At 64.3% G+C, this 23,417-nt stretch carries 14 protein-coding genes and 1 pseudogene; 5 read left to right on the top strand and 10 right to left on the bottom strand.

Annotated features, from left to right (window positions below):
- Window positions 1–191 precede the first annotated feature (191 nt).
- The 4 genes from BPNPMPFG_RS30785 to BPNPMPFG_RS30770 all read left to right on the top strand — a co-directional run bounded on the left by BPNPMPFG_RS30785 (window position 192) and on the right by BPNPMPFG_RS30770 (window position 8,438).
- Window positions 192–2,561, top strand: coding sequence for a trimethylamine N-oxide demethylase (locus BPNPMPFG_RS30785; RefSeq protein ID WP_258592312.1), 2,370 nt, complete (start codon window positions 192–194; stop codon window positions 2,559–2,561).
- Window positions 2,562–2,812: 251 nt separating this feature from the next.
- The gene (locus BPNPMPFG_RS30780) at window positions 2,813–4,522 is read left to right on the top strand and encodes a trimethylamine N-oxide permease (RefSeq protein WP_258592311.1); all 1,710 of its coding nucleotides are present in this window, start codon (window positions 2,813–2,815) and stop codon (window positions 4,520–4,522) included.
- Window positions 4,523–4,703: 181 nt separating this feature from the next.
- Entirely contained in the window at window positions 4,704–6,806 is a 2,103-nt protein-coding gene (locus tag BPNPMPFG_RS30775; protein WP_258592310.1) for an oxidoreductase, read from the top strand.
- Between the two features lie 93 nt (window positions 6,807–6,899).
- The gene (locus tag BPNPMPFG_RS30770) at window positions 6,900–8,438 is read left to right on the top strand and encodes a trimethylamine methyltransferase family protein (RefSeq protein ID WP_258592309.1); all 1,539 of its coding nucleotides are present in this window, start codon (window positions 6,900–6,902) and stop codon (window positions 8,436–8,438) included.
- On the opposite strand, the gene BPNPMPFG_RS30765 is transcribed toward BPNPMPFG_RS30770, so the two are convergent.
- From BPNPMPFG_RS30765 to BPNPMPFG_RS30735, 7 genes and pseudogenes are all read right to left on the bottom strand, one after another.
- Window positions 8,435–9,115 carry a TetR/AcrR family transcriptional regulator gene (locus BPNPMPFG_RS30765; RefSeq protein WP_258592308.1) on the bottom strand — a complete coding sequence of 227 codons (681 nt, stop codon included), beginning with the start codon at window positions 9,113–9,115 and terminating at the stop codon, window positions 8,435–8,437. The genes BPNPMPFG_RS30770 and BPNPMPFG_RS30765 overlap by 4 nt on opposite strands.
- A 44-nt stretch (window positions 9,116–9,159) precedes the next feature.
- Window positions 9,160–10,722 carry an ABC transporter substrate-binding protein gene (locus BPNPMPFG_RS30760; RefSeq protein WP_258592307.1) on the bottom strand — a complete coding sequence of 521 codons (1,563 nt, stop codon included), beginning with the start codon at window positions 10,720–10,722 and terminating at the stop codon, window positions 9,160–9,162.
- 1 nt (window position 10,723) lies between these two features.
- Entirely contained in the window at window positions 10,724–11,752 is a 1,029-nt protein-coding gene (locus tag BPNPMPFG_RS30755; RefSeq protein WP_258592306.1) for an oligopeptide/dipeptide ABC transporter ATP-binding protein, read from the bottom strand.
- Window positions 11,749–12,714: an ABC transporter ATP-binding protein gene (locus BPNPMPFG_RS30750; protein ID WP_258592305.1), complete on the bottom strand. Its 966-nt coding sequence runs from the start codon at window positions 12,712–12,714 to the stop codon at window positions 11,749–11,751. The genes BPNPMPFG_RS30755 and BPNPMPFG_RS30750 overlap by 4 nt, the downstream gene beginning before the upstream one ends.
- Window positions 12,711–13,598 (bottom strand): ABC transporter permease, encoded by an 888-nt coding sequence (locus tag BPNPMPFG_RS30745; RefSeq protein ID WP_258592304.1) that lies wholly within the window; start codon window positions 13,596–13,598, stop codon window positions 12,711–12,713. Before BPNPMPFG_RS30745 ends, BPNPMPFG_RS30750 begins: the two co-directional genes overlap by 4 nt.
- Entirely contained in the window at window positions 13,582–14,532 is a 951-nt protein-coding gene (locus BPNPMPFG_RS30740; protein ID WP_258592303.1) for an ABC transporter permease, read from the bottom strand. The genes BPNPMPFG_RS30745 and BPNPMPFG_RS30740 overlap by 17 nt, the downstream gene beginning before the upstream one ends.
- Before the next feature lie 19 nt (window positions 14,533–14,551).
- Window positions 14,552–16,446 (bottom strand): annotated as a pseudogene (locus tag BPNPMPFG_RS30735) (CocE/NonD family hydrolase).
- A gap of 385 nt (window positions 16,447–16,831) precedes the next feature.
- Between BPNPMPFG_RS30735 and BPNPMPFG_RS30730 the strand changes: the two are divergent.
- Window positions 16,832–17,962, top strand: a complete 1,131-nt coding sequence (locus tag BPNPMPFG_RS30730; RefSeq protein WP_413776790.1) for an IS481 family transposase — start codon at window positions 16,832–16,834, stop codon at window positions 17,960–17,962.
- Between the two features lie 274 nt (window positions 17,963–18,236).
- On the opposite strand, the gene BPNPMPFG_RS30725 is transcribed toward BPNPMPFG_RS30730, so the two are convergent.
- From BPNPMPFG_RS30725 to BPNPMPFG_RS30715, 3 genes are all read right to left on the bottom strand, one after another.
- Window positions 18,237–21,377 (bottom strand): efflux RND transporter permease subunit, encoded by a 3,141-nt coding sequence (locus tag BPNPMPFG_RS30725; protein ID WP_258592302.1) that lies wholly within the window; start codon window positions 21,375–21,377, stop codon window positions 18,237–18,239.
- Window positions 21,378–21,579: 202 nt separating this feature from the next.
- Window positions 21,580–22,722: an efflux RND transporter periplasmic adaptor subunit gene (locus tag BPNPMPFG_RS30720; RefSeq protein WP_258592301.1), complete on the bottom strand. Its 1,143-nt coding sequence runs from the start codon at window positions 22,720–22,722 to the stop codon at window positions 21,580–21,582.
- A 52-nt stretch (window positions 22,723–22,774) separates the two neighbouring features.
- On the bottom strand, window positions 22,775–23,383 hold the full coding sequence (locus BPNPMPFG_RS30715) for a TetR/AcrR family transcriptional regulator (RefSeq protein ID WP_258592300.1): 609 nt from the start codon (window positions 23,381–23,383) through the stop codon (window positions 22,775–22,777).
- Window positions 23,384–23,417 lie beyond the last annotated feature (34 nt).

Genomic DNA, 23,417 nt, shown 5'->3' with positions numbered 1-23,417 from the left:
AGAGGATGCCGGCAGGCAGGTGAGGGGCAGCGCCGACGCTCGGCAGATAGGTTTAAGCGGCGAACTCCGACCCCAAGTGACTGCGCCCGCCACACCACCTTCGCCTTGCCAAATCCAACCCTGCTGCCTATTCTTGCTGCTAAAATAATTTCACACACAGGCAAACTTGTTTCTCGAAACGCAAGGCTGAGATGAGCCCGTCGCCCTACCCTGCAATTGCCGCTGGACCGCCGAGGCCGAGCCTTATCCTGAGGCCCGGCCAGATCGCGCTGCCGCCCGGTATGGAGCGCTATACGATCCAGGGCAACGGCGCGGTGTTCATCGAGGTCGAGGCCGGCGACACCCTTACCGTGCGCAATGTCGAGGGCGGCCAGGCCTGCGAGTTGCTGGCATGGGACAGGAGCGGCGCGACAGACCCTGGCATTTTCGGTGAAACTACCAACAGCAATGCAGCCGGCATCAAGGCGCTGCTGGCCGCGGGCGACGATAGTCTCGCAACCCTGCGCCGTGGCCTTGAGCGCCGGCAGGTGCAGCTTGATCAGGCGAAGGCCGTGCGCGCGTTCGGTGGCACCACGCCCGCAGGTACCGAACAGGCTTTCACCGTTGCACGCGACGGCGCGATGGTCATCGCCGCCCCCGGCGGGCCGATGCTGGTCGATGGCCACGACACGGCGACGCCGCTCAGTGTCATCGTCCGGCGCGCCACCATCCGCCCGGCGGCGAAATCGCAATTGGCCGATCCGCTCGCCGACCCGGTGCTCGACCTGCGCGTCCATTCGGCGACGGCGGAATCCTATTTCGTTAGGGCTGGCGACTATCTGCAGATCATCGATGTCGACGGGCGCCAATGCACCGACTTCCAGTGCTTTTCAGCGCGCAAGCTGGACAAGGGCCGCGACCATCCGCTCGACGTGACGACGACGCGCACGCTGATGGGTGCGAGTTATCCGATGCCCGGCCTGCATTCGAAATATTATGACCAGGACATGGAGCCGCTGGTGGAGGTGGTGCAGGACACCTGTGGCCGGCACGATGCGTTCGCGCTCGCTTGCGCCGCGAAGTATTACGACGACATCGGCTATCCCGGCCACACCAACTGCTCGGAGAATTTCAACCGCGCTCTGGCCGACAAGGGCGTCAATCCGCGCGCCGGCTGGATGGCGATCAACTTCTTCTTCAACACCGCGATCGACGCGCACGGCGTCATGGTGTCCGACGAACCATGGTCGCGCGCCGGCGACTATGTGCTGTTGCGGGCGCTGACCGACATCGTCTGCGTGTCCTCAGCCTGCCCCGACGACACGACACCGGCCAATGGCTGGAACCTGACCGACATCCATGTGCGGACCTATTTCGGCCAGCACAAATTCTCGCGAGCGATCGCAAGACGCATGACGCCTGATTCGGAACCGAAAATGACCCGCGAGACTTCATTTCATTCGAGCTTTGCCAAGCACACCCGCAACTTCGTCGAGTATCGGGGCTATTGGCTGGCCAATTCCTTCGCCAAGGACGGGCCGATCGCCGAATACTGGGCCTGCCGGCAGGACGCGGTGATCATGGACCTGTCGCCGCTGCGCAAGTTCGAGGTCACCGGCCCGGACTCGGAAGCGCTGCTGCAATACACGCTGACCCGCGACGTCAAGAAGCTTGGCGTCGGTCAGGTCGTCTATTCCGCGATGTGCTACGAGCATGGCGGCATGATCGATGACGGCACGCTGCTGCGGCTCGGCAAGGACAATTTCCGCTGGGTTGGCGGCGACGATCTGTCCGGCGAATGGCTGCGTGAGACCGCGACAAAACTTGGCCTCAACGTGCTGGTGCGCTCCTCCACCGACCAGATGCACAATGTCGCCGTGCAGGGGCCGAAGAGCCGCGACATCCTTAGGGAAGTCATCTGGACCTCGCCATTGCAGCCGTCGATGGACGAGCTCGAGTGGTTCCGCTTCGCTGTTGCTCGCATCGGCGGCGGCAACGGTATTCCGGTCGTCATCTCGCGCACCGGCTATACCGGCGAGTTGGGCTACGAGATCTGGTGCCATCCACGCGACGCCGAAAAAGTGTTCGACGCGATCTGGGAGGCCGGCCAGCCGCACGGGCTGAAGCCGATGGGGCTGCAAGCGCTCGACATGGTGCGCATCGAGGCCGGGCTGATCTTCGCAGCTTACGAATTCTCGGACCAGACCGATCCGTTCGAGGCCGGCATTGGCTTCACCGTACCGCTGAAAACCAAGACCGACGATTTCATCGGCCGCGAGGCGCTGATCCGGCGCAAGGAAAACCCGCAGACAAAACTGGTCGGCCTCGACATCGACGCCAACGTCGCTGTCGGCCATGGCGATTGCGTGCATGTCGGCCGCGCCCAGATCGGCGTGGTCACCTCAGGCATGCGCTCGCCGGTGCTGAACAAGACCATCGCGCTGGCGCGGCTCGACGTCACGCATTCGGCTGTCGGCACCGAGGTCGAGATAGGCAAGCTCGACGGCCATGCCAAGCGGCTGCCTGCGCGCGTCGTCGCCTTTGCCCATTACGATCCGCAGAAGACCAAGCCGCGCTCCTGACAACCGTTTTCCCAACATACTGACAGGCCGGTCGACTGTGTCGCTGGGCGCGTGAACCCGCGCGCTCACAAGCGTGATGTGCACGGCTTCACAAAACGCTTGACGTGCAAGTGCGCCGGATCAATCTTCACTGTTAAGAAAAAAATACGACTGAGTGGAAACACCATGGTCGTTCAATTCATGCCGGCGATGAAGTCTCGCGCAGTCGAGGCGTCGCCGACGGGGAACATCAAAATGGGAAAGCCAAACACATGAGCACGATAAGCACTGCACTGGAGCAGCCTGCCGAAAGCAAGCTGCACCGGAACATCGACTGGCGCGGCGCCTTCTGGGTGGCAAGCGGCGTCCCGGCCCTCGTCCTGTTTTCGATCGGCGGCATTGCCGGCACGACCGGCACGCTGGCCTTCGCGATCTGGATCTTCTCCATGATCATGGGCTTCCTGCAATCCTTCACCTATGCCGAGATCGCCGGCCTGTTCCCGAACAAGTCGGGCGGCGCCTCAATCTACGGCGCCACCGCCTGGCTGCGTTACTCCAAATTCATCGCGCCGCTGTCGGTGTGGTGCAACTGGTTCGCTTGGTCGCCGGTGCTGTCGCTCGGCTGCTCGATCGCTGCCGCCTATATCCTCAACGCGCTGGCGCCGATGCCGCTGTTCACCGATGCCTCGCCCGATGTCGTCGCCTATATCGCGGCGCACGCCGGCACGAGTGCCGCCGACGCCGTCACGGCAGTGACCGCGGCCGCCACGCCGGCGATCCGCAACTGGACGCTGTTCAGCCACACGTTGGGTCCGGTCTCCTTCACGCTCAACGCAACCTTCTTCATCGGCGCGGTGCTGATGCTGATCATCTTCTCCATCCAGCATCGCGGCATCCTGGGCACCGCCAATGTGCAGAAATATATCGGCCTGCTGGTCATCATCCCAATGCTGATCGTCGGTGTCGTGCCGATCGTCACCGGCCAGATCAACTGGGCGAATTTTTCACCGCTGGTGCCGCTGGCCGCCGCCTACGCGCCGGAGCCCGGCTCGTGGAACATTGCCGGCTGGACGCTCGTGCTTGGCGGCATGTTCATCGCGGCATGGTCGACCTACGGTTTCGAGACTGCCGTCTGCTACACATCCGAATTCAAGAACCCCGGCACCGACACGTTCAAGGCCATCTTCTATTCCGGCCTGCTTTGCATGCTGCTGTTCATCCTGGTGCCGTTCACCTTCCAGGGCGTACTCGGCTTGAACGGCATGCTGGCGACGCCGATCGTCGACGGCTCCGGTGTCGCCGACGCGCTGGCCGGCATGGTTGGTGGTGGAGCCCTGATCCACAGCCTGCTGGTGATGCTGATGATCCTGGCGCTGGTGTTGTGCATCATGACGGCGATGGCGGGTTCTTCGCGCACGCTCTATCAGGGTTCCGTCGATGGCTGGCTGCCGCGCTACCTCAGCCATGTGAACGAGCATGGCGCGCCGACGCGGGCCATGTGGACCGACCTCTGTTTCAACCTGATCGTGCTGGCCATCGCTTCGGCCGACGCGACGAGCTTCTTCTTCATCCTCGCCGTGTCGAACTGCGGCTACATCATCTTCAACTTCCTCAACCTCAACGCCGGCTGGATCCATCGCATCGACAACGGCCATATCGCGCGGCCGTGGAAGGCGCCGAGCTGGCTGCTCGGCGTCGGCGCCATCTTCGCCTATGTCAACGCCATCTTCATGGGCGCCGGCGCCAAGGTGTGGAACCCGATGGCGCTGTGGGCCGGACTGATCACCGCCGCGCTGATCATCCCGGTGTTCTGCTATCGCCACTACATCCAGGACGGTGGCAAGTTCCCAGACCATATGCTGGCCGACCTCGGCATGAGTTCGTCCGATCTGGCGGTCAGGAAGGCGGGAATGCTGCCCTACCTGACGCTGGTTGCCGGCGTGGCGGTGATGCTGCTCGCCAACTGGTATTTCGTCATCTGACGTCCGCCGTTGACTGGGCGCTTAAGGGCGCCCAGTCCGTATCCTCTCATTGACCTCAGATCCATCCCTGCGAAAGCCGGGATGGATTTTTTGTTGTTTGCCTCCCTGCCCATTGCGCAGGGGCCGACGTGCGAATATGCTTGTTGTACGATCGTTCAACAAGCATATTCATGAAGCTCCGATGACCTGCAATCCTCGCTACGAAATCCTGTTCGAGCCGATGCGGATCGGGCCGGTCACCGCGCCGAACCGCTTCTATCAAGTGCCGCACGCAAGCGGCATGACCAACGCATTGCCCAGGGTGCGCGCAGCCTTTCGCGAAGCCAAGGCCGAGGGCGGCTGGGGGGTGATCTGCACCGGGGCCTGTTCGATCGACCCCAGCTCGGACGACACGCCGCTGCCTTTCGCCACGATGTGGGACGACAACGATATCCGCGCGCATGCGCTGATGACGGAGGCGGTGCATCGCCATGGCGCGCTTGCCGGCGTGGAATTGTGGCATGGCGGCGCATCGGTGATGAACCGGACAAGCCGCCTGCCGCCGCTGTCGCCGTCGGGAATTCCGTGGATGGCCACCCATGTCGGCTTCATGGGCAATTTGCGGCCAAAGACCATGGACAAGGCCGATATACGCGACGTCCTAAGATGCCAGACCGAAGCGGCGCGCAAGGCGCGCACGGCCGGCTTCGACATCGTCTACGTCTATGCCGGCATGGGTTATCTCGGCTACGAGTTCCTGCTGCCCGAATACAACCATCGCTCCGACTGTTATGGCGGGCCGATCGAAAACCGGGTGCGCTTCGTGCGCGAGATGATCGAGGTCACCAAGGATGCCGTCGGCAAGGATTGCGGCGTCGCCCTGCGGGTCAGTCTCGAGGAACTGCGCGGCCGGCCCGGCCGCAATCAGCCCTCCGAGGCGCACGAACTGGTCGAGCTGCTCGCGGACCTGCCGGACCTGTTCGACGTCAAGATGGATTCCAGTCCGACCGACTGCTCGGCGTCGCGCTTCAGCGGCGAAGGCAGCCACGAGCCGGTGATCGATTTCGTCAAATCGCTGACGAGAAAGCCAGTGGTCGGTGTCGGGCGCTTCACCTCGCCCGACACCATGGTCTCGCAGATCCGGCAGGGCGTGCTGGACTTCATCGGCGGCGCGCGGCCTTCGATCGCCGACCCCTTCCTGCCGAACAAGATCCGCGAGGGCCGCGAGGCTGAAATCCGCGAATGCATCGGCTGCAACATCTGCATTTCGAGCTGGCATGATGGCGTGCCGGTGCGTTGCACCCAGAACCCGACCGCCGGCGAGGAATGGCGGCGCGGCTGGCACCCCGAACGTGTCGAGCGCACCGACAATCCGGAGCGGATCCTGGTCGTCGGCGGCGGACCGGCCGGGCTGGAATGCGCGCTGACGCTTGGCCGTCGCGGCCATGAAGTGACGCTCGCCGACAGCAGCCGGACCTTCGGCGGGCGGCTGACCTTCGAGAAGACGTTGCCCGGCCTCTCGGCCTGGAACCGCGTCGTCGACTACCGCCTCGGGCGCCTCAACGAGATGAGCAACGTCACGCTCTATCCCGAGAGTGTTTTGGGCGCTGACGAGATCATCGACCTGGCGCCGGATCGCGTCGTGCTGGCGACCGGCGCGCGCTGGACTGATATGCTCTATTCCTCGCTGGAGATTCCGGTCGGGCGGCTCGACCATCCCAATGTCTTCACTCCAGACGACATCGCCGGTGGCCGGCTTCCGCAAGGACCGACCCTCGTCTTCGATTTCGACAACTACTATATGGGCGGCGTTCTCACCGAGCATCTGGCCGCGCACGGCATCCCGGTCAGCTATGTGACCCCGGCGGGCCAGGCGTCCGCCTGGACGATCATGACCAACGAGCTGCCGCTGGTGCATCGCGCGCTGGCGCGGCGCAAGGTGCCGGTAACGACGCTGCATCTGCTCAAATCCTTCGACGGCGAGACGGCGACGCTCGCGCATCTGTTCACCGGCGAGGAAACCCGCGTGGCCTGCCGCTCGGTGCTGATCGTCGGGCTGAGATTACCGCGGGGCGAGCTGTTCGAGACGCTGACGGAGCGGGCGAGCGAGCTTGCGGCCGCCGGCATCCGCGGCGTCGATCGTATCGGCGACACGCTGGCGCCGGGAGCCATCGCCCATGCGGTGCATAGCGGCCACAAGCTTGCTCAGGAGATCGGCGCAAAAATCCGCTGGCAGCCCTACCGCCGCGACACGCCGATTGTCGATCAAGTGGCGGATTTCGACATGCGGACGGCGGCCGAATAGAGCAATTCCAGGAAAAGTGTGAAGCGGTTTTCCCGGGAAAACCGCGTAGCGCTTTCCCTAGGGAATTGCGTCAAAAAGGAGTTCTAGAAAGCCATGGAGCGCATCACCGCACGTCGCAGACCCGGCCGCCCGCAGCGCGAGATCGGCGGCATAGAACAGCGGCCGTGGCAGCAGCTGACGCGGCCCTATGCGCCGATCGAAATCCTGTCGGCCGACCAGGTGCGGACGATCCACGAGATGGGCCTGACCATCCTCGAGGAGATCGGCATGCGCGTGCTGCAGCCGCAGGCGCGGCAATTCTATCGCGCCGCGGGCTGTGACGTTGACGAAGGCGAGATGCGGGTGCGCTTCGACCGCGCCATGGTCATGGAGCGCGTCGCCATGGCGCCATCGTCGTTCGAATTGCGGGCTCGCAATCCGGCTAAGAACGTCAAGGTCGGCGGGCGGCACTGCATCCTGTCGTCGGTCGGCGGGCCGGCCTATGTCATGGACAATGATCGCGGACGCCGTCCCGGCACCTATGCCGAGATGTGCGACTATTTGAAACTGATCCAGTCGTTCAACGTGCTGCATCAGGAAGGCGGCGGGCCGTTCGAGCCGCTCGACCTGCACCAGAACACGCGCCATCTCGACCTCTACTATGCCGAGATCACTTTGCTCGACAAGAACTGGCAGCCGCAGGCGCTCGGCCGCGGGCGCGCCGTCGACGCGCTGGAGATGGTGGCGATTTCGCTGGGCACGACGCGCGAGAAGCTGGTGCAGGAGATGCCGGTCTTCACAGGCATCATCAACACCAACTCGCCGCTGCAGCTCGACGAACCGATGGCCGAAGGGTTGATCGCGCTGGCCGAGCATGGCCAGGTCAATGTCATCACGCCCTTCACGCTGGCCGGCGCAATGAGCCCGGTGACGCTTGCCGGCGCGCTGTCGCAGCAGCATGCCGAGGCGCTGGCCGGCATCGTGCTGACCCAGATCGTGCGACCCGGGGTGCCGGTGATGTATGGCGGCTTCACCTCCAATGTCGACATGAAGACCGGGGCGCCGGCCTTCGGCACGCCCGAATATACGCAGGCCGCGCAGATCACCGGCCAGCTGTGCCGGTTGATCGGGGTGCCGTTCCGCTCCAGCAATGTCACCGCCGCCAATTCGGTCGACGCGCAGGCGGCCTATGAGAGCGCCATGTCGTTGTGGGGTTGCCTGATGGGCGGCGCCAATCTGGTGCTGCATGCCGCCGGATGGCTCGGCGGCGGGCTGACCGCATCATTCGAGAAACTGGTCATCGATGCCGAAATGCTGCAGATGATGTGCGCCTATTTCGACCCGCCGGTGGTCGACATCGACACGCTGGCGCTGGAGGCGGTGCGCGAGGTCGGCCCGGCCGGGCACTTCTTCGGCGCGGCGCACACCATGCAGCGCTACGAGCGGGCCTTCTATTCGCCGCTGGTCTCCAACTGGGATAATTACGACACCTGGATGGAGCGCGGCCAGGTGACGGCGCGCGAGCGCGCCAATGTCGTGTGGAAGCGCATGGTCGCCGAATACGAACAACCGCCGATCGATCCCGGCATCGACGAAGCGCTGCGCGATTACATGGAACGCCGCAAGCGCGAGGGCGGTTCGCCGCTGAACTAGCTTTCTCGCAACGGCCCGACTTGCGCCTCAAGCATCTCGAAGCCGGCGGCTTCGGCGGCCTGCGGCGTCACCACGCTTTCGTCGAGGCACCATTCGAGCCAGAGCCCGTCGACCAAAGCGATGAAATTGCGCGCCAGCGTCGGGGCATCGACTTGCCTGCCACGCGGCACGGCGACCGCGGCGATGTCCTCGGCGAGTTCCGCCCGATAGGCGTCATAGAGTTCGCGGTGCGCCGCCTTGAGGCGCGGGTTGACGGCGATCTCGCCCCACAGCGACAGCCAGATCAGCAGATTGTCGCGGCTGAAATAATCGGGCGAAAAATTGGAGTGCACCAAGGCAGCGAGTGCTGCCTGCGGCGACCAATCGGACGTCTCCGCGCGGCGCCGCTTGGCCTCGGCGATCTGGTTGTTGACGCTGGCATAGAGCGAGGATTTGTAGACCTCGACCAGCAAGCCATCGAGGCCTTCGAAGTGATGGTTGATGAGGCCGCGCGAGACGCCGGCCTCCTTGCAGATGCGATCGATGGTGAAGGCACCGATGCCGCCGACCGACAGGCATCGCGTCGCCGCCTCGATCAGCATCGAACGGCGTACATCCGCCTGTTCACGGCTGAAGCGCGGCGGCGATTTCTTGGCGCCGCGCTTGCGTTTTTCAGGTGCTGGTTCTCTGTCCGTCATCGAGCCCAGCTAAATGATCACATGTCTCCTGTCCACGGAAGTGGTCACGCCTTCTTCTTGAACAAGACCGGATTGGGATGGCCGTCGGGATAGATGACCGGCTCGAAACCAGCCTTGTGGATGACGACCAGCGGCTGGTGGCAGATGAAGACGAAACCGCCGGATTGCTCCATCAGGTCCTCCATGCGGTTAGACAATGCGATGCGCTTGGCCTCGTCGCTTTCCGCCACCAATTGCTGATAGCTGGTCTCGAACTCGGGGCTGTCGAAGCCGGACCAGTTGTAGGCGCCGATCTGGTCGGGGCGGAACCAGACCAGATTTTCGGAAGGGTCGATGCCGCCGGCGAAATCCATCAGCGCCAGATCGATGTTCTTGTAGCCGTCGCCTTGCGTCTTGTCGCCGACGCCCCAGAACGCCGCCTCGTCATAGGGCTGGATGTCGACCTTGATACCGGCCTGTTCGAGGCTGGCCTGGATGATCTGGGCGGTCGCGCTGCGGATGGAATCGTTCATCACCGTCAAGGTCAGCGACAGGTCGCTGACGCCGGCCTCGGTGAGCAGCGCAGCGGACTTCTCATAATCAGGTGCGGCGATCAGATTGCTGGCGCGCGCGAATTTGGTCCCCGGCTGGACGACGCCCGTGGAACGCTTGGTGAGATCGTCATAGACGCCGGTCAGGATCTGCCCGACATCGACGCCATACTGCACGGCCTGGCGGACCTTGAGGTCCTTGAGGCGCGGGCTCAGCATGTTGATGGTCAGCCAGACGTAACGGGTCGACTGCGCCTCTATCAGGGTTGTGTCGGCGGGCGGCTTGGCCTTGACCGCCTTGGTCGCCGAAATGGCGATCTTGGTGTAGTCAAAGGCGTCGGCCTCATAGGCCAGTTGCGCTGCCTGATCGTCGGCGACGACATAGATCTCGACCTTGCCGAAATCCGGCTTCGGTCCCGGCCAGTCTGGATTGGCGGTCAGCGTCACCTTCTGCTTCTGCTTCCAGTCGGTAAAGAGATAGGGACCGCATGTCGCCGGCGGTTCGGTGGTGAATTTGCCGCCGGCTTTTTCGGTGCCGGCGCGGCTGATGATGTGGCCGCCATAGTAAGGTAGGCTGGTGACGAAGATCGGCTGGTAGGGTTCTTTCAGGTGGATGATGCCGGATCTGCCATCAACGACCTCGACACGGTCGAGCTTCTCGAACTGATAGGCCCAGGGCGACGACAGAGCCTTGTCGGCGATGCGCTCGAACGAGAATTTTACGTCGTCGGCGGTGACCGCGCCAAAACCGCCAGACCATTTCAGCCCATCGATCAAGGTGAAGGCGATGGTTTTCGGGTCTTTCTGTTCGAGCTTTTCGGCGCCCCAGGGCGCCCACGGCGACCCTTTCTGGATGTCGCCGAAATGGTTCAGCGTGACATAGATGCCGCGCATGATGACATCCTCGATGCCGCCGTTCATGAAGGCAGGATCGAGGGTCTGAAGATCACCTTCCATGCGGATGCGCAACGTGTCGCCGACGGCCGACCAGGCGAAACCCGGTTTCATCGCGAGGCCGGCGCCCAGCACGCCGGCCGCTTTCAGGAATGCACGTCTGTCCATGTTCCATTGCGTCATGTCAGTTTCCCCTTTGGTTTGCGGAAGCGCGTGAGAAGGCTTCCCGTTCTTGCCCGCCGGATACCAGCGGGAAATGGCAGCGCACCATCCGATCAGTGCCCATCGGTCGGTAGGTCGGTGCATCGGTCTTGCAACGATCGCGCGCGATCGGGCAGCGTGTGTGGAACTCGCAGCCCGATGGGCGGCGGAACACACTTGGAATCTCGCCGCTGACGGCAGGGTTCTGGCTGCGCCGGCGCGGGTCGGGTATCGGCTCGGACTGGATCAGCGTCGCGGTGTAGGGATGCATCGGCGCCGAAAACACCTCCTGCGTCGGTCCGGTCTCGACCAGCCGGCCGAGATACATGATGGCGAGCCGATCGCTGACATGGCGGATCATTGCCAGATTGTGGGTGACGATCATGGCGGCGAAGCCGAGTTCGCGTTTCAATTCGCCGATCAGATTGAGCACGTCGCCCTGCACCGACACATCGAGGCCGGCGGTCGGCTCGTCGGCGAGCAGCAGATGCGGCTTCATCGCCAGCGCCCGCGCAACACCAACCCGGCGCGCCTGCCCGCCCGACAGTTCGTGCGGGAAGCGGTCGACGAAGGAGGCCGGCAGTCCGACCAGCGCCAGCAGCGCTTTTGCCGCGGCGCGGCGATCCGGCATCGGCAGCCCCTGGATGATCTGCGGTTCTGTCAGCAGCGTGCCGATGCGCAGGCGCGGGCTGAGCGAGGCCACCGGGTCCTGGAACATCATTGCCGAGCGTCGGCGCATGGCGCGGAAATCGGCCGGCGTCCGCACATCCCTGCCCTCGAAGACGATGCGGCCGGCCGCCGCGCGCACCAGGCCAAGGATAGTGCGGGCAAGCGTGGTCTTGCCGGAACCGGATTCGCCGACCAGGCCAAGCGTCTCGCCCGGCATCAGCGACAGCGTCACGCCATCGATGACGTTGAAGCTCGGCAGCGGGAACGGGTTGATAAGCCGGCTAAGCAGGCCCTTGCGTGAGAAGGTCACCGACAGGTCGTCGATGGCGAGCAGTGGGCTCATGGCGTCACCGCATGGCAGCGCGCCATATGCGAGGCGGGCAGTTTCACCAATGGCGGCGCGACTGAGCCGCATGGCGCGAAGGTGCGGTCGCAGCGCGGCGCGTAGACGCATCCGGACGGCGGCTGGGTCAGGTTGGGCAGCGAACCGGGAATGGTCGGCAGCCTGTCCAGCCTTTCGTGAAAGCGGGCCGGGTCGCAGGCGAGCAGCGCTTGCGTATAGGGATGCCTGGCGTCGTGGAAGATCGCGTCGACCTCGCCGCCCTCGACCACCTCGCCGGCATACATGACATAGACGCGGTCGCAGAGCTCGGCGATGACGCCGAGATGGTGCGAGACGACGATGATGATGCCGTTGTATTCGCGCCTGAGTTCACGCAGCAGATGGATGATCTGCGCCTCCATGGTGACATCGAGCGCCGTCGTCGGCTCGTCGGCGATAAGAAGGCCGGGATCGGTCAGCAGGGCGGCGGCAATCGCCACCCGCTGGCGCATGCCGCCGGACAGTTCATGCGGATAGTTGTCCATCCGCCGCTCGGCGTCCGCGATGCCGACGCGGCCGAGCATGGCGGCGATGCGCGCCCGTTTCTGCGCGCGGCCGAGATCCTTGCGGTGATGCTGGAAGTCGACGAGCTGGTCGCCGATGGTCAGCACCGGGTTGAAGGCGGTCATCGGATCCTGGCTGACCAGCGCGATTTCGTCGCCGCGCAACAGGCGCTGGCGGTGCGCGTCGAGCTTGGCCAGGTCGACGCCGTTGTAACTGATCGACCCGTCGACGCGGGCGTTGGCCGGCAGCAGGTTTGCCAGAGCAGTGACCAGCGTGGACTTGCCGCAGCCGCTTTCGCCGACAATGCCGATGACCTCGCCGGGATGTGCCTCGATGTCGACATGGCGCAGAGCGTGCACGCTGCCATGCGGCGTCTCGTAGCGGACGCTGAGGTCGCTAGCGGCGAGCGAACCGCTCATGCCGGCCTCCGCAATTGCAGGCGCGGGTCGAGATAGTCGCGCAGGCCTTCGCCGAGGAAGGTGAAGCCGAGGGTGGCGAGCACCAGCGGCAGGCCGCCGAAGATGACCATGAAGGGTGCGGAACGGATGCTGGTGTAGCCGTCATAGAGGATCGAGCCCCAGGACGGCGTCGGCGGCCGCACGCCGAGACCGAGGAAGCTCAAGCCCGCCTCGACCATGATGACGACCGGAATGTCCATCGACAAAAGGATGATCAGCGGGCCGACGACATTGGGCAGGAGGTGGATGAAGATGATGCGCGCCGCACCGGCATCGAGCAGGCGCTCGGCGAGGATATAGTCGCTGTTCTTCAGCGCCAGCGTCTGCGCCCTAATCAGTCTGGCATAGCTCGGGAACGAGGTCGCGGCGATGACGATGATCAGCGTGCCAGTGCCCGCGCCGAGCACGGTGATGATGGCGAGCGCGAACATGATCATCGGCAGCGAATTCAGGCTGTCGAAGCTCAGCACCAGAATGGCGTCGAGCCAGCGCGGCCCGTAGCCGGCGATCAACCCGAGCAACAGGCCGATCGCGCCGGCGATCGCCACCGACACGATGGCGATGGTCAGCGCCGTGCGCGCGCCATAGATGACGCGCGACAGCAGATCGCGGCCGAGATGATCGGTGCCGAACCAGTGTTCGACCGATGGCGGCTGCAATTTGTGCAGCACATCGATCTTGAGCGGCGAATAGGGTGCCAGCCACGGCGCGAAGACGGCGGTGATGAGGAAGCCGGTGACAAGGATCAGCGCGACGCAGGTGAACGGATCGGCCAGCAGTGCGCGCAGTAGCGGAAACCGTTGTCGGTCCGGAAGGGACAGAGAGGCGTCAGCCACGGAAGACATCGCGCACCCTCGGGTCGAGCCGCGCGATCAACAGATCGGCGGCGATGGTGATGGAGACGTAGATGGCGGTCATGATCAGCACGGTGCCCATGACGACCGGATAGTTGCGGGTGTTGACGGCATCGGTGATCAGCTTGCCGATGCCGGGCCGCGCGAACACCGCCTCGACGAAGACGGCGCTGGACAGGATGCTGCCGAGGCTGACGGCGACCAGCGAGATGGTCGGGATGATGGCGATGCGCAGCGCGTATTTGGAGACGATCTTCCACTCCGGCAGGCCGAAGGAGCGCGCGGTGCGGATGTGCGGCTCGCCCATCACCTCCATCATCGAGGCACGCACCATGCGAGCGATATAGCCGATCCAGCCGAGCGCGATGGCCGCGGCCGGCATGATCAGCGCCTTGGCTTGGCTGATGAAATCGCCGGCCTCGCCGGCGCCGATGGCCGGCAGCCAGCGCAGCGTCACGGCAAAGAGCAGCAGCGAATAGATGGCGACGACGAAAGACGGCACGGCGATGACGCCGACCGAGAGTACGCCGATGACGGCATCGGCGAGCGTGCCGCGCCGCATCACCGACAGGCAGGCGAGCGGAACGCCGATGAGAAGCGCGACGCCAAGCGCGGTCAGCCCGAGGATCAGCGTGTTCGGCAGCGCCTCCAGGACCAGAGTGGAGACCGGCCGATTCGACCAGACGTCGTAGCCGAGATTGCCGGTCAGCGCGTTGCGGAAGAATTCGACGATCTGCCACCAGACAGGCTGGTCTAGGCCCATGCGCTCGATCAGCAGCCGCTTCAGTTCCGGCGTGGCGCGCGGACCAAGCGCCACGGTTGCCGGATCGCCCGGAACCAGGAAGACGGCCGCGTACATGGCGATCATGACGAGCATTAGGATCAGGAGGCCGAGACCGATGCGCTTCACTGCATATGCAAGCATGGTCCCCTCTCCGCTCCTGTCAGGCGAAATCGCGCCTGATGCGCCGCGTTGCCGAGGCGCTGTGGACGAGCTTGCCTCGTTCTCGCGCCTCAAGGCGCCAACTCAAGTTGAAATGGGTCTCATCTGATGTCAGTTCGGTCACCGCCATCGCTTCGGTGCCGGCATCGCCGCTGGCGACGGCCCAGCGGTATTCCGTGACGAGCTTGGCCGACAGCGGATCGTCGGCGCGAATGCTCATCGTATCGCTGTTGGCCGAGGACACGGTGATTGCGCGATCGTCGTAGCGCCTGCATCCATGGTCGGAAGACAGCGCGATGGTCTGTATGCCCGTGCCGACATCATCGGTGACGATGCGGCGGTCGAAGCCGTCATCCAGCGTGGTGGTGGGAACCGGCGGCGCGGTTTCGGCCGGCTCGAAGCGGACGTCACGGTCGCGCGGCGACGGCGGGCGCACCGGAAGCATCACCGTGCTGTCGCCGCTCGCCACCGACAGCGTCGACAATTTCGGTTGCGGCCACAGGATCGGCCAGTGCTGGTTGGCCAGCGCCAGCCGGATGCGATGGCCCTTGGGCACAGTGCGGGCGAAATCGTTGAGCTTCAGCCGCACGCGAAATTGAGTGCCCACTGGGCACGGCGTCGGATGCTCGTGGCTGTCGCGGTGGCTGAGATTGAGCACGCCATAAGTCATCAGCGCCGAGGTGCCGTCGGGATAGATATCGCAGAGTCGGGCGGCGAAATTGACATGCGGCTGGTCGACGCTGACGAGCAGATCGAGTTCCGGCGCGCCGAGCAATGTCAGGTCGCCGTCAAGAGGTGGCGTGTCGAAGCACAAGGCCTGACCGTCCTCGCGGCGCTGGTCGATGGCCATATCAGGGCAAGAGCCGCCATAGCCGCCCCAGCGGCCGCAATCGCGGCCGGCGGTGGCCGGCGAGCGTACGGCAAGCGTGGCGCCGGGCACTGCCTGACTGCCCAGCCCGGCGGCGTTCAGGTGCAAGGCACGGCGCTCGACGCGCGGCGACGGCCACACATCCTCGGCGGCCCAGTTGCCGGCATGATCGGGGAGATAGAAAGGTTGAGGCCGCTCCTCGCCGGTGATCCAGACTCGGTAGAGCGGCTCATCCATGATGCCGGTGTCTTCGCCACACAGCCAATGGCGCCACCAGCGCAGCGCTTCCTGCAAATAGCCGATCAGCGGCCCCGGCGCGCCGCGGCAGGGATAGGCATGCGACCACGGACCAACAATGCCAAGCTTCGGTCCCGGCAGGTGCTCGAGCAGGCGCGGCACGAAGTTGGAGTAGCTGTCTTCCCAGCCGCAGACGGCCATGACCGCGCATTCGATCGCGGCGCGGTCTTCGCAAACCGAACCCTGCCGCCAGTAGTCGTCGCGGCGCTGATGCGCCAGCCAGGTTTCCGACAGCGAGCTGGTCGCCGCCAGACGGCTGGTCCCATGGCGCGCCAGGCGTCGCCGACGATCTGCGGATCGGGCGCCATCGCCTTCTTCACCAGCATGAAATTCGACCACATCTCCTGCTCGGTCAGCAGCGCGCCGCCCATATAGTGGATGTCGTCGGCGTAGCGATCGTCGGTGGCGCAGTTGGCGATGATGGCCTTCAAGGCCGGCGGCCGGCGTGCCGCCACCTGCAGCGCGTTGAAGCCGCCCCAGGAAATGCCGGTCATGCCGACATTGCCGTTGCACCAGGGCAGTGCTGCCAGATGGGCGATGATCTCGCAGGCGTCCTCTTGCTCGCGCGGCAGATATTCGTCGGCAAGATCGCCGTCTGAATCGCCCGAGCCCCTGATATCGATGCGGGCGCAAGCGATGCCGTGGCCGGCAAGCCAGGGGTGGATATCGATGTCGCGCGCAACGGTGCCATCGCGGCGCCGATAGGGCACCATTTCGACGACGACCGGCACCTTCACGTCGGTGCGCGGGCGCCACAGAGTGGCGGCGATGCGTGTGCCGTCGGCCAGCGTGATCCAGAGCGGATCGACGGTTTCGACGGCAAAGGGGAACTCGGTCCGTACCACGGCAGGTACTCGTTAAATCGCCTTGTTGAACGTTCGTACAACAAGGCGATTTAAGGCGCAATCCCGCTTCGCGCTTTTTGACGCCGAATACCGGTAATGCGCGGCGCCGGGTGAGTGCGACCGGCGGCAGATCGCAGGCGGAAAACCGAGGTTTCGCCCTACAAATACCCCCACCCCTAACCCCTCCCCACTGTTTGGACCGGAGACATCGCGAACAGGTGTGCGAAGACATCGCGAACAGTTTTGCGCGTTTTGCGCGAGGGGGTTCGGGATGCCATTCGGGGACAACAGCGCGATGAAACAGAAATTGGAATTCGTCAGGTTGGCGAGCGCGGCGGGTGCGAATGTGAGCGCGTTGTGTCGGCGCTTCGGAATCGGCCGGACGTTGGCCCACAAGCTGATCGCTCGCTATCGAGCGCAAGGCGATGCGGGGCTTTTGGAGCGTTCGCGGCAGCCCCATTTGAGCCCACGGCGCAGCGCCCCTGAGGTCGAAGCGGCAGCCCTTTGGGTGCGTGCGGCGCATCCGGCCTGGGGTGGGCGCAAGATCGCGCGTGTGCTCGCTCGCGAGGGTATCGGCACCCCTTCGCCCTCGACGGTGACCGGCATCCTGCGCCGCAACGGGATCGAGCTCGGATTGCAGGGCGGCGGGGCGCAGCCTTTCATCCGCTTCGAGCACGAAGCCCCCAACGATCTGTGGCAGATGGACTTCAAGGGCCATGTCGCCCTGCGCACCGGCCGGCTGCATCCGCTCACCGTGCTCGACGACCATTCGCGCTTCTCGATCGTGCTGTCGGCCTGCTCCGATCAGACCACCCAAACCGTGCAAACGCGCCTGATCGAGGCCTTCCGTCGCTATGGCCTGCCGTGGCGCATCGCCACCGACAATGGCCCGCCCTGGGGCGATGGCGGCCGCAACAACTTCACGCTGCTCACCGTCTGGTTGATCGAGGCCAGCGTCGCCGTCAGCCACTCCAGGCCTTGCCACCCGCAGACACTCGGCAAGGACGAGCGCTTCCACCGAACGCTCAAGGCCGAGGCGCTGCAGGGACCACCCTTCGCCGATCTCGCCAAGGCTCAGCACGCCTTCGACCAGTGGCGCCATGTCTACAACGCCCAGCGTCCCCACGACGCGCTGGACGGCGCCGTGCCGCTCGACCGCTACCGGGCCTCGCAGCGCCAGTATCGCGAAATTGTCGAGCCGTTCGAATACGCCAAGGACGATCTCATCCGCCGCGTTCAGCAGCATGGCTTCGTCTCTATTCTCGGCCGCAAAATGCGCCTCTGCAAAGCCTTCGCCGGAAAATCCGTTGCCTTCCGTCCGACCGCAACAGACGGCCTCTTCGACGCCTGGTTCAGGCACCAGAAAATAGAAACCATCGACCTCAATGCCATGGCTCGATAGCATGCAAAACTGTTCGCGATGTCCTCGCACACCTGTTCGCGATGTCTCCGGTCCAAACACCCACAAGGGGGAGGGAAACTTCCGTAGGTGCTGATCTCGACATATTGCCGACGTTTTACGCCAAAGGGGAAGAGCGCGGCAGCTTCCCTCCCCCTTGTGGGGGTCCGAAGGACGGGCGAGACCCGTGGCTCGCCCCGGTTGGTTAGGGTGGGGGTCCTTCTTCGCAAGAATCCATATGCGATAGCCTGGGCAGACCGGCCCCAGCCGACAACACCTATTCGGCGGCCAGCGCCAGTTGGGGCCTTTCCGGCTGGTCCGTCACGGATGCTTCGGCAGCATCGGCCCCGCGCTTCTTGGGCTCCCGGCCGAAGAACAGGGCGTAGCCAGCCGGCAGGACCAGGATGGTCAGCACCGTGGCAACGAGAATGCCGCCCATCATGGCGTAAGCAAGCGGCCCCCAGAACACGGCACGCGAAATCGGGATCAGCGCCAGCACCGCCGTCATCGCCGTCAGCACGATCGGCCGGAAGCGGCGGACAGCCGAGCCGATGATCGCCTCCGAGCGCTCCATGCCCTTGGCGATGTCCTGATCGATCTGGTCGACCAGGATGATCGAGTTGCGCATGATGATGCCGAGCAGCGCGATGACGCCGAGGATGGCGACGAAGCCGAACGGTGCGCCGCTGATCAGCAGGGCGGCGGCAGCACCGATGATGCCGAGCGGGCCGGTCGCCAGCACCAGCATCGCCTTGCCGAAATTCTGCAGCTGGATCATCAACAGCACGACGATGATGGCCAGCATGATCGGCGCCTTGGCGGCGATCGACGCCTGGCTTTCGGCAGAGTCTTCCGCACCACCCTGGATCTCGATCTTGTAGCCGGGCGCCAGCCCGTCGCGCAGGCCCTGCATGTCCTTGTACATCTTGGTGACGACGTCGTTCGACTGCACACCGTCGGGCAGCGTCGCCCGCACGCTGATGGTCGGCAGGCGGTCACGCCGCCATTCGATGCCTTGCTCCAGCACCGGCACCACCTTGGCCACCTGTGACAGCGGCACGAAGCCGCCGAAATCGGTCGGGATATAGACGGAGTCGACCGAGGACAGCAGGCTGCGGCTGGCATCCGGCTCGCGGGCAACGATGGAGACCGTCTCCTCACCGTCGCGGAAGTCGTCGAGCGGCGCGCCGGACATCGTCGCCTGCAGCATCTGGCGGATGCGCTGCGATGTGACGCCAAGCGCCCGGGCGCGATCCTGGTCGATGACCAGCTTCATCGCCGGCACCGGCTCCAGCCAATCGTCATGCACGGCGCCAAGCAGCGGGTCTTCGCGGAACTTCGCCTTCACCTGGTCGGCGATGCGGCGCACCTCCTGGCGATCCGGACCCATGACGCGCATCTGCACCGGCCAGCCGGTGGGCGGGCCGAGGAACAGGCGGTCGACCTTGGCGCGGACCGACGGGAAGTCCTCGGCCAGGACGGTGCGGAGCTTGACGATCAGCCGTTCGCGGGCCGGCTCATCATTGGCCATCACCAGAAGCTGGGCGAAGTTCGGATTGCGCAATTGCTGATCGAGCGGCAGGAAGAAGCGCGGCGCGCCTTCGCCGATATAGGTGGCGATGAAACGCTTGTCCTTGTCGTCCATCATCTTGGTTTCAAGCGCCTTGGCCTGCGCCTCGACTTCTTTGATGCTGGTGCCTTCCGGCAGCCAGAGATCGACGAGGATTTCCGGCCGCGACGATTGCGGGAAGAAGTTCTGCGGGATGAACTGGAACGCCCACAGGCTGGTGCCGAAGGTCACCAGCGTCATGACAAGCACGATGATGCGATGGCGCACGGCCCAGCCCACGGTCGAGCGCAGCCGTCGGTAGAAACGGGTGTCGAAGACATCGTGATGGCTGCCGGCATGCTTGCGCTGCTTCAGGATCATGTTGCCGAGCCATGGCGTGAAATAGACCGCGACGAACCAGGAAACGATCAGCGCGATGCCGACGACATAGAACAGAGTGCGGACATATTCGCCGGCCGTCGAGGCGGCAAAGCCGACGGGGATGAAGCCGGCGGTGGTGATCAGCGTGCCGGTTAGCATCGGGAAGGCGGTCGAGGAATAGGCGAAACTCGCCGCCTCGATCTTGACCAACCCTTCCTCCAGCTTGCGCTCCATCATTTCGACGACGATCATCGCGTCGTCGACGAGCAGGCCGAGCGCTATGATCAGCGCGCCGAGCGAGATGCGCTGCAGGTCGATGCCGAGTTCGTACATGATGGCAAAAGTGGCGGCCAGAACCAGCGGAATGGCGATGGCGATGACCAGGCCGGAACGCCAGCCGATCGACAGGAACGAGACGACGAGCACGATCAGCAGCGCTTCGCCAAGCGCATGCATGAATTCGGCGACCGCATCCGTGACGACGCCCGGCTGATCGGAAATCTGGTCGACCGAAACGCCATAGGGCAGCGTCTCTTCGAAGCGCTTGTAGGTCGCCTCGACATCCTTGCCGACATCGGTGACCTTGAAGCCCTTGGCCATGACGACGCCAAGCTGCACGCTGTCGTGACCGTTGAAGCGGTATTTGCGCTGGAACGGATCTTCCAGCCCCGACGTCACGGTGGCAATGTCGCCCAGCCGGGTGACCTGGCCACCGGCGCGCAGGCGCAGATTACGGATATCCTCGACCTTGCTGACATCGCCCTCGACCGAAATGCGCACCGAGTTGGCGCCGGTGTCGACTGAGCCGGCCGGGTCGACATTGTTCTGTCCCTTGATCGCGTTCTGCAGATCGGGAAGCGTCAGGCCGCGTTCGGCCAACGCCTTGGACGAGACGTCAATGTAGAGCTTTTCCGGCTGGTCGCCGATGATCACGGCCTTCTCGACGCCGGGCGTCGTCAGCAGCATGTCGCGGGCCTGGATGGCGAATTTCTTCAATTCCGGATAGCTGAAGCCGTCGCCGCTGATCGAATGCAGGGTGATGAAGGTGTCGCCGAACTCATCGTTGAAATAGGGACCGAGCAGGCCTTGCGGCAGATCGCCTGATATATCGCCGACCTTCTTGCGCACCTGATAGAAGGCGTCCGTCACTTCGGCGGCGTTGGTGTCGCCCTTGATCTGCACCGTGATGATGGCGCTGCCGGCGCGGGTGAAGGAGCGCACGAAGTCGAGATGCGGCGTCTCCTGCAGCTTGCGTTCGATCTTGTTGACGACCTGGTCTTCCATCTCCTGGATCGAGGAGCCCGGCCAGATCGCCTGGACGACCATCACCCGGAAGGTGAAATCGGGGTCTTCCTTCTGGCCCATGCGCATCAGGCCGAGCGCGCCGGAAATGATGATGAGGCCGAACAGGAAGCGCGCAATCGAGGGGTGGCCGATTGCCCAGCGCGAAAGGTTGAAGGGCCGCTTCTCTTCCGTGGAATTGGTCATCGATGCAGGTCCATCTGTCTAGTGCAACAAGATCGAGTTCGGTGGTGGCTTCCGGGCGGCAAGGCTCTCCGAGCGGAGAAACACTCATCGCGGTGGGACGCGAGAATCGATGCGCGGGGGACGCATCAATCGAGCGCCTCGGTCTGGGCGCTTGCCGCCCGGAAACCAGCGGCCGCGGGAACGCGCAGCCGGTTGTCTGTCTTCAGCGCACCTGCCTGGCGTCGCTGTCTGCCGCGGAGGCGGATTGCAGCACCGTGTCACCCGCGAGCTTCACCTTCAGGTTCTCGGTCATGAACTGCGTACCGGCAGCGACCACGACATCGCCGGGCTTCAACCCTTCGGCGACCCGCACGCCATCGGCGGCGAACTCGGCGACCTTGACCGGACGGGCATGAACGGTGTCGGCGCCGCGATCGACGGTCCAGACGATCGACTGGCTGTCCTTCTGCGCCAGCGCGCTCAGCGGGATCGAAACGAGCTGCCGCTCATTGGCCGCCGACGCCTCGATCCCGGCGGTCATGCCGAGGAGAACGCGCGGATCGTTGGGCAAACTGACGCGAACGGCGAAGGTGCGCGATTGCGGATCGGCGCTGCCGGCGACTTCGCGAACCTTGCCCTCGAGCGCCAGTCTATCGTCGGACCAGAAGCCCGCCTTGACCACCTTGCCCGGCTTGAATTCGGCGATTTCCATCTCCGGCACGGCGATCAGCACTTCCTTTTCGCCGTCGACCGCGACTGTGACCACCGGCGTACCGGAGCCGACCACCTGGCCGACATCGGCACTGACCGCGGTGACGATGCCATCCCTGTCGGCCTTGAGGTCGGTATAGCCGACCTGGTTCTTGGCCTGGTCCAGCGACGAACGCGCGGAATCACGCGTGGCAACCGCCTGGTCATAGGTCAGCGTCGCCTGTTCGAGTTGCGATTTCGGTGCAAAGTTCTTGGCAAAAAGCTGCTCGGCGCGCTTGCGGGCAAGCTCGACCGTCTCGACCTGCCGCTCGGCGGCATCGAGCGCTGCCTGGGCGCTCTTGACCGAAAGGTCGTAATCCACGGGATCGATGCGGGCGAGAACATCGCCTGAGGCCACGTGCTGACCAATGTCGACGAGGCGCTGCGTGATCTTGCCGTTGACCCGGAACGCCAGGGCGCTTTCGGTGCGGGCGCGCACCGACCCGGAATAGGAGAGCGTGCGGGTGTCATGCGCCTGGGCGATCTCGACGACCTTGACTGGGCGGATGATGTCCTTGACTTCGGCTTTCTCCTGCGAGCAGCCGGCAAGCCCGAGCGCCGCGACGATCAGGCCGGCGGCTGGCAGCTTGCGAAGGACGGAACGGGACAAAGACATCTTGGTACTCCAACTGGAGATGAATGGTCGACACCGGCACCGACGTGCGGCGCTATTTCTTCAAGGCCTTGATTGCATAATCGATGAGGTCGTCGGGCATCGCCCGATTGGTCTTGGCAAGGCACTGCGCCACCATCTGCGGATGGCACAGGATGACGGTGGCGGCGCCGAAGCAGCGCGACGCGATCACCGGATCCTGTTCCCTGAACTCGCCGGCCTCGATGCCGTCTCTGATCACCTCCGCGAACAGGTCGTGAATGCCGTCGACATGCTTGTCGATGACGCCCCAATCCCGTTCGAGCGCGACGATGACCATTTCATGGACCTTCTGCTCGTCGAGCATGACCTCCATCGTCATCTTGTATTGCGCATGAACGTAGCGCCGAAGCCGCTCCTCGGCGCTGATCGGCAGACGCGAAATCTCGTAGGCCATCTTGTAGCTGGCGCCGAGCATCCGGCCGCAGACCGCTTGGTGGATTTCGACCTTGGAGGCGAAGAAACGGTAGATGTTGGCAGGCGACATGCCGAGTTCGCGGGCGATGTCGGCTACATTGGTCTTGCCGTAGCCATAGTGCCGGAACAGGCGCTCGGCGCAGTCGAGAATGCGCGTCACATTTTCCTGTCGGGCGGCATCGGCGACTATGTTGGCGGCTTCGGACATGGCTCTCTATTGTTTAACGAGTGACGAATTTTGA

Origin of the sequence: Mesorhizobium sp. AR07 (assembly GCF_024746815.1) — a bacterium.
Taxonomy (GTDB): Bacteria; Pseudomonadota; Alphaproteobacteria; order Rhizobiales; family Rhizobiaceae; genus Mesorhizobium.
This window is presented reverse-complemented; position numbering and strand designations above follow the sequence as displayed.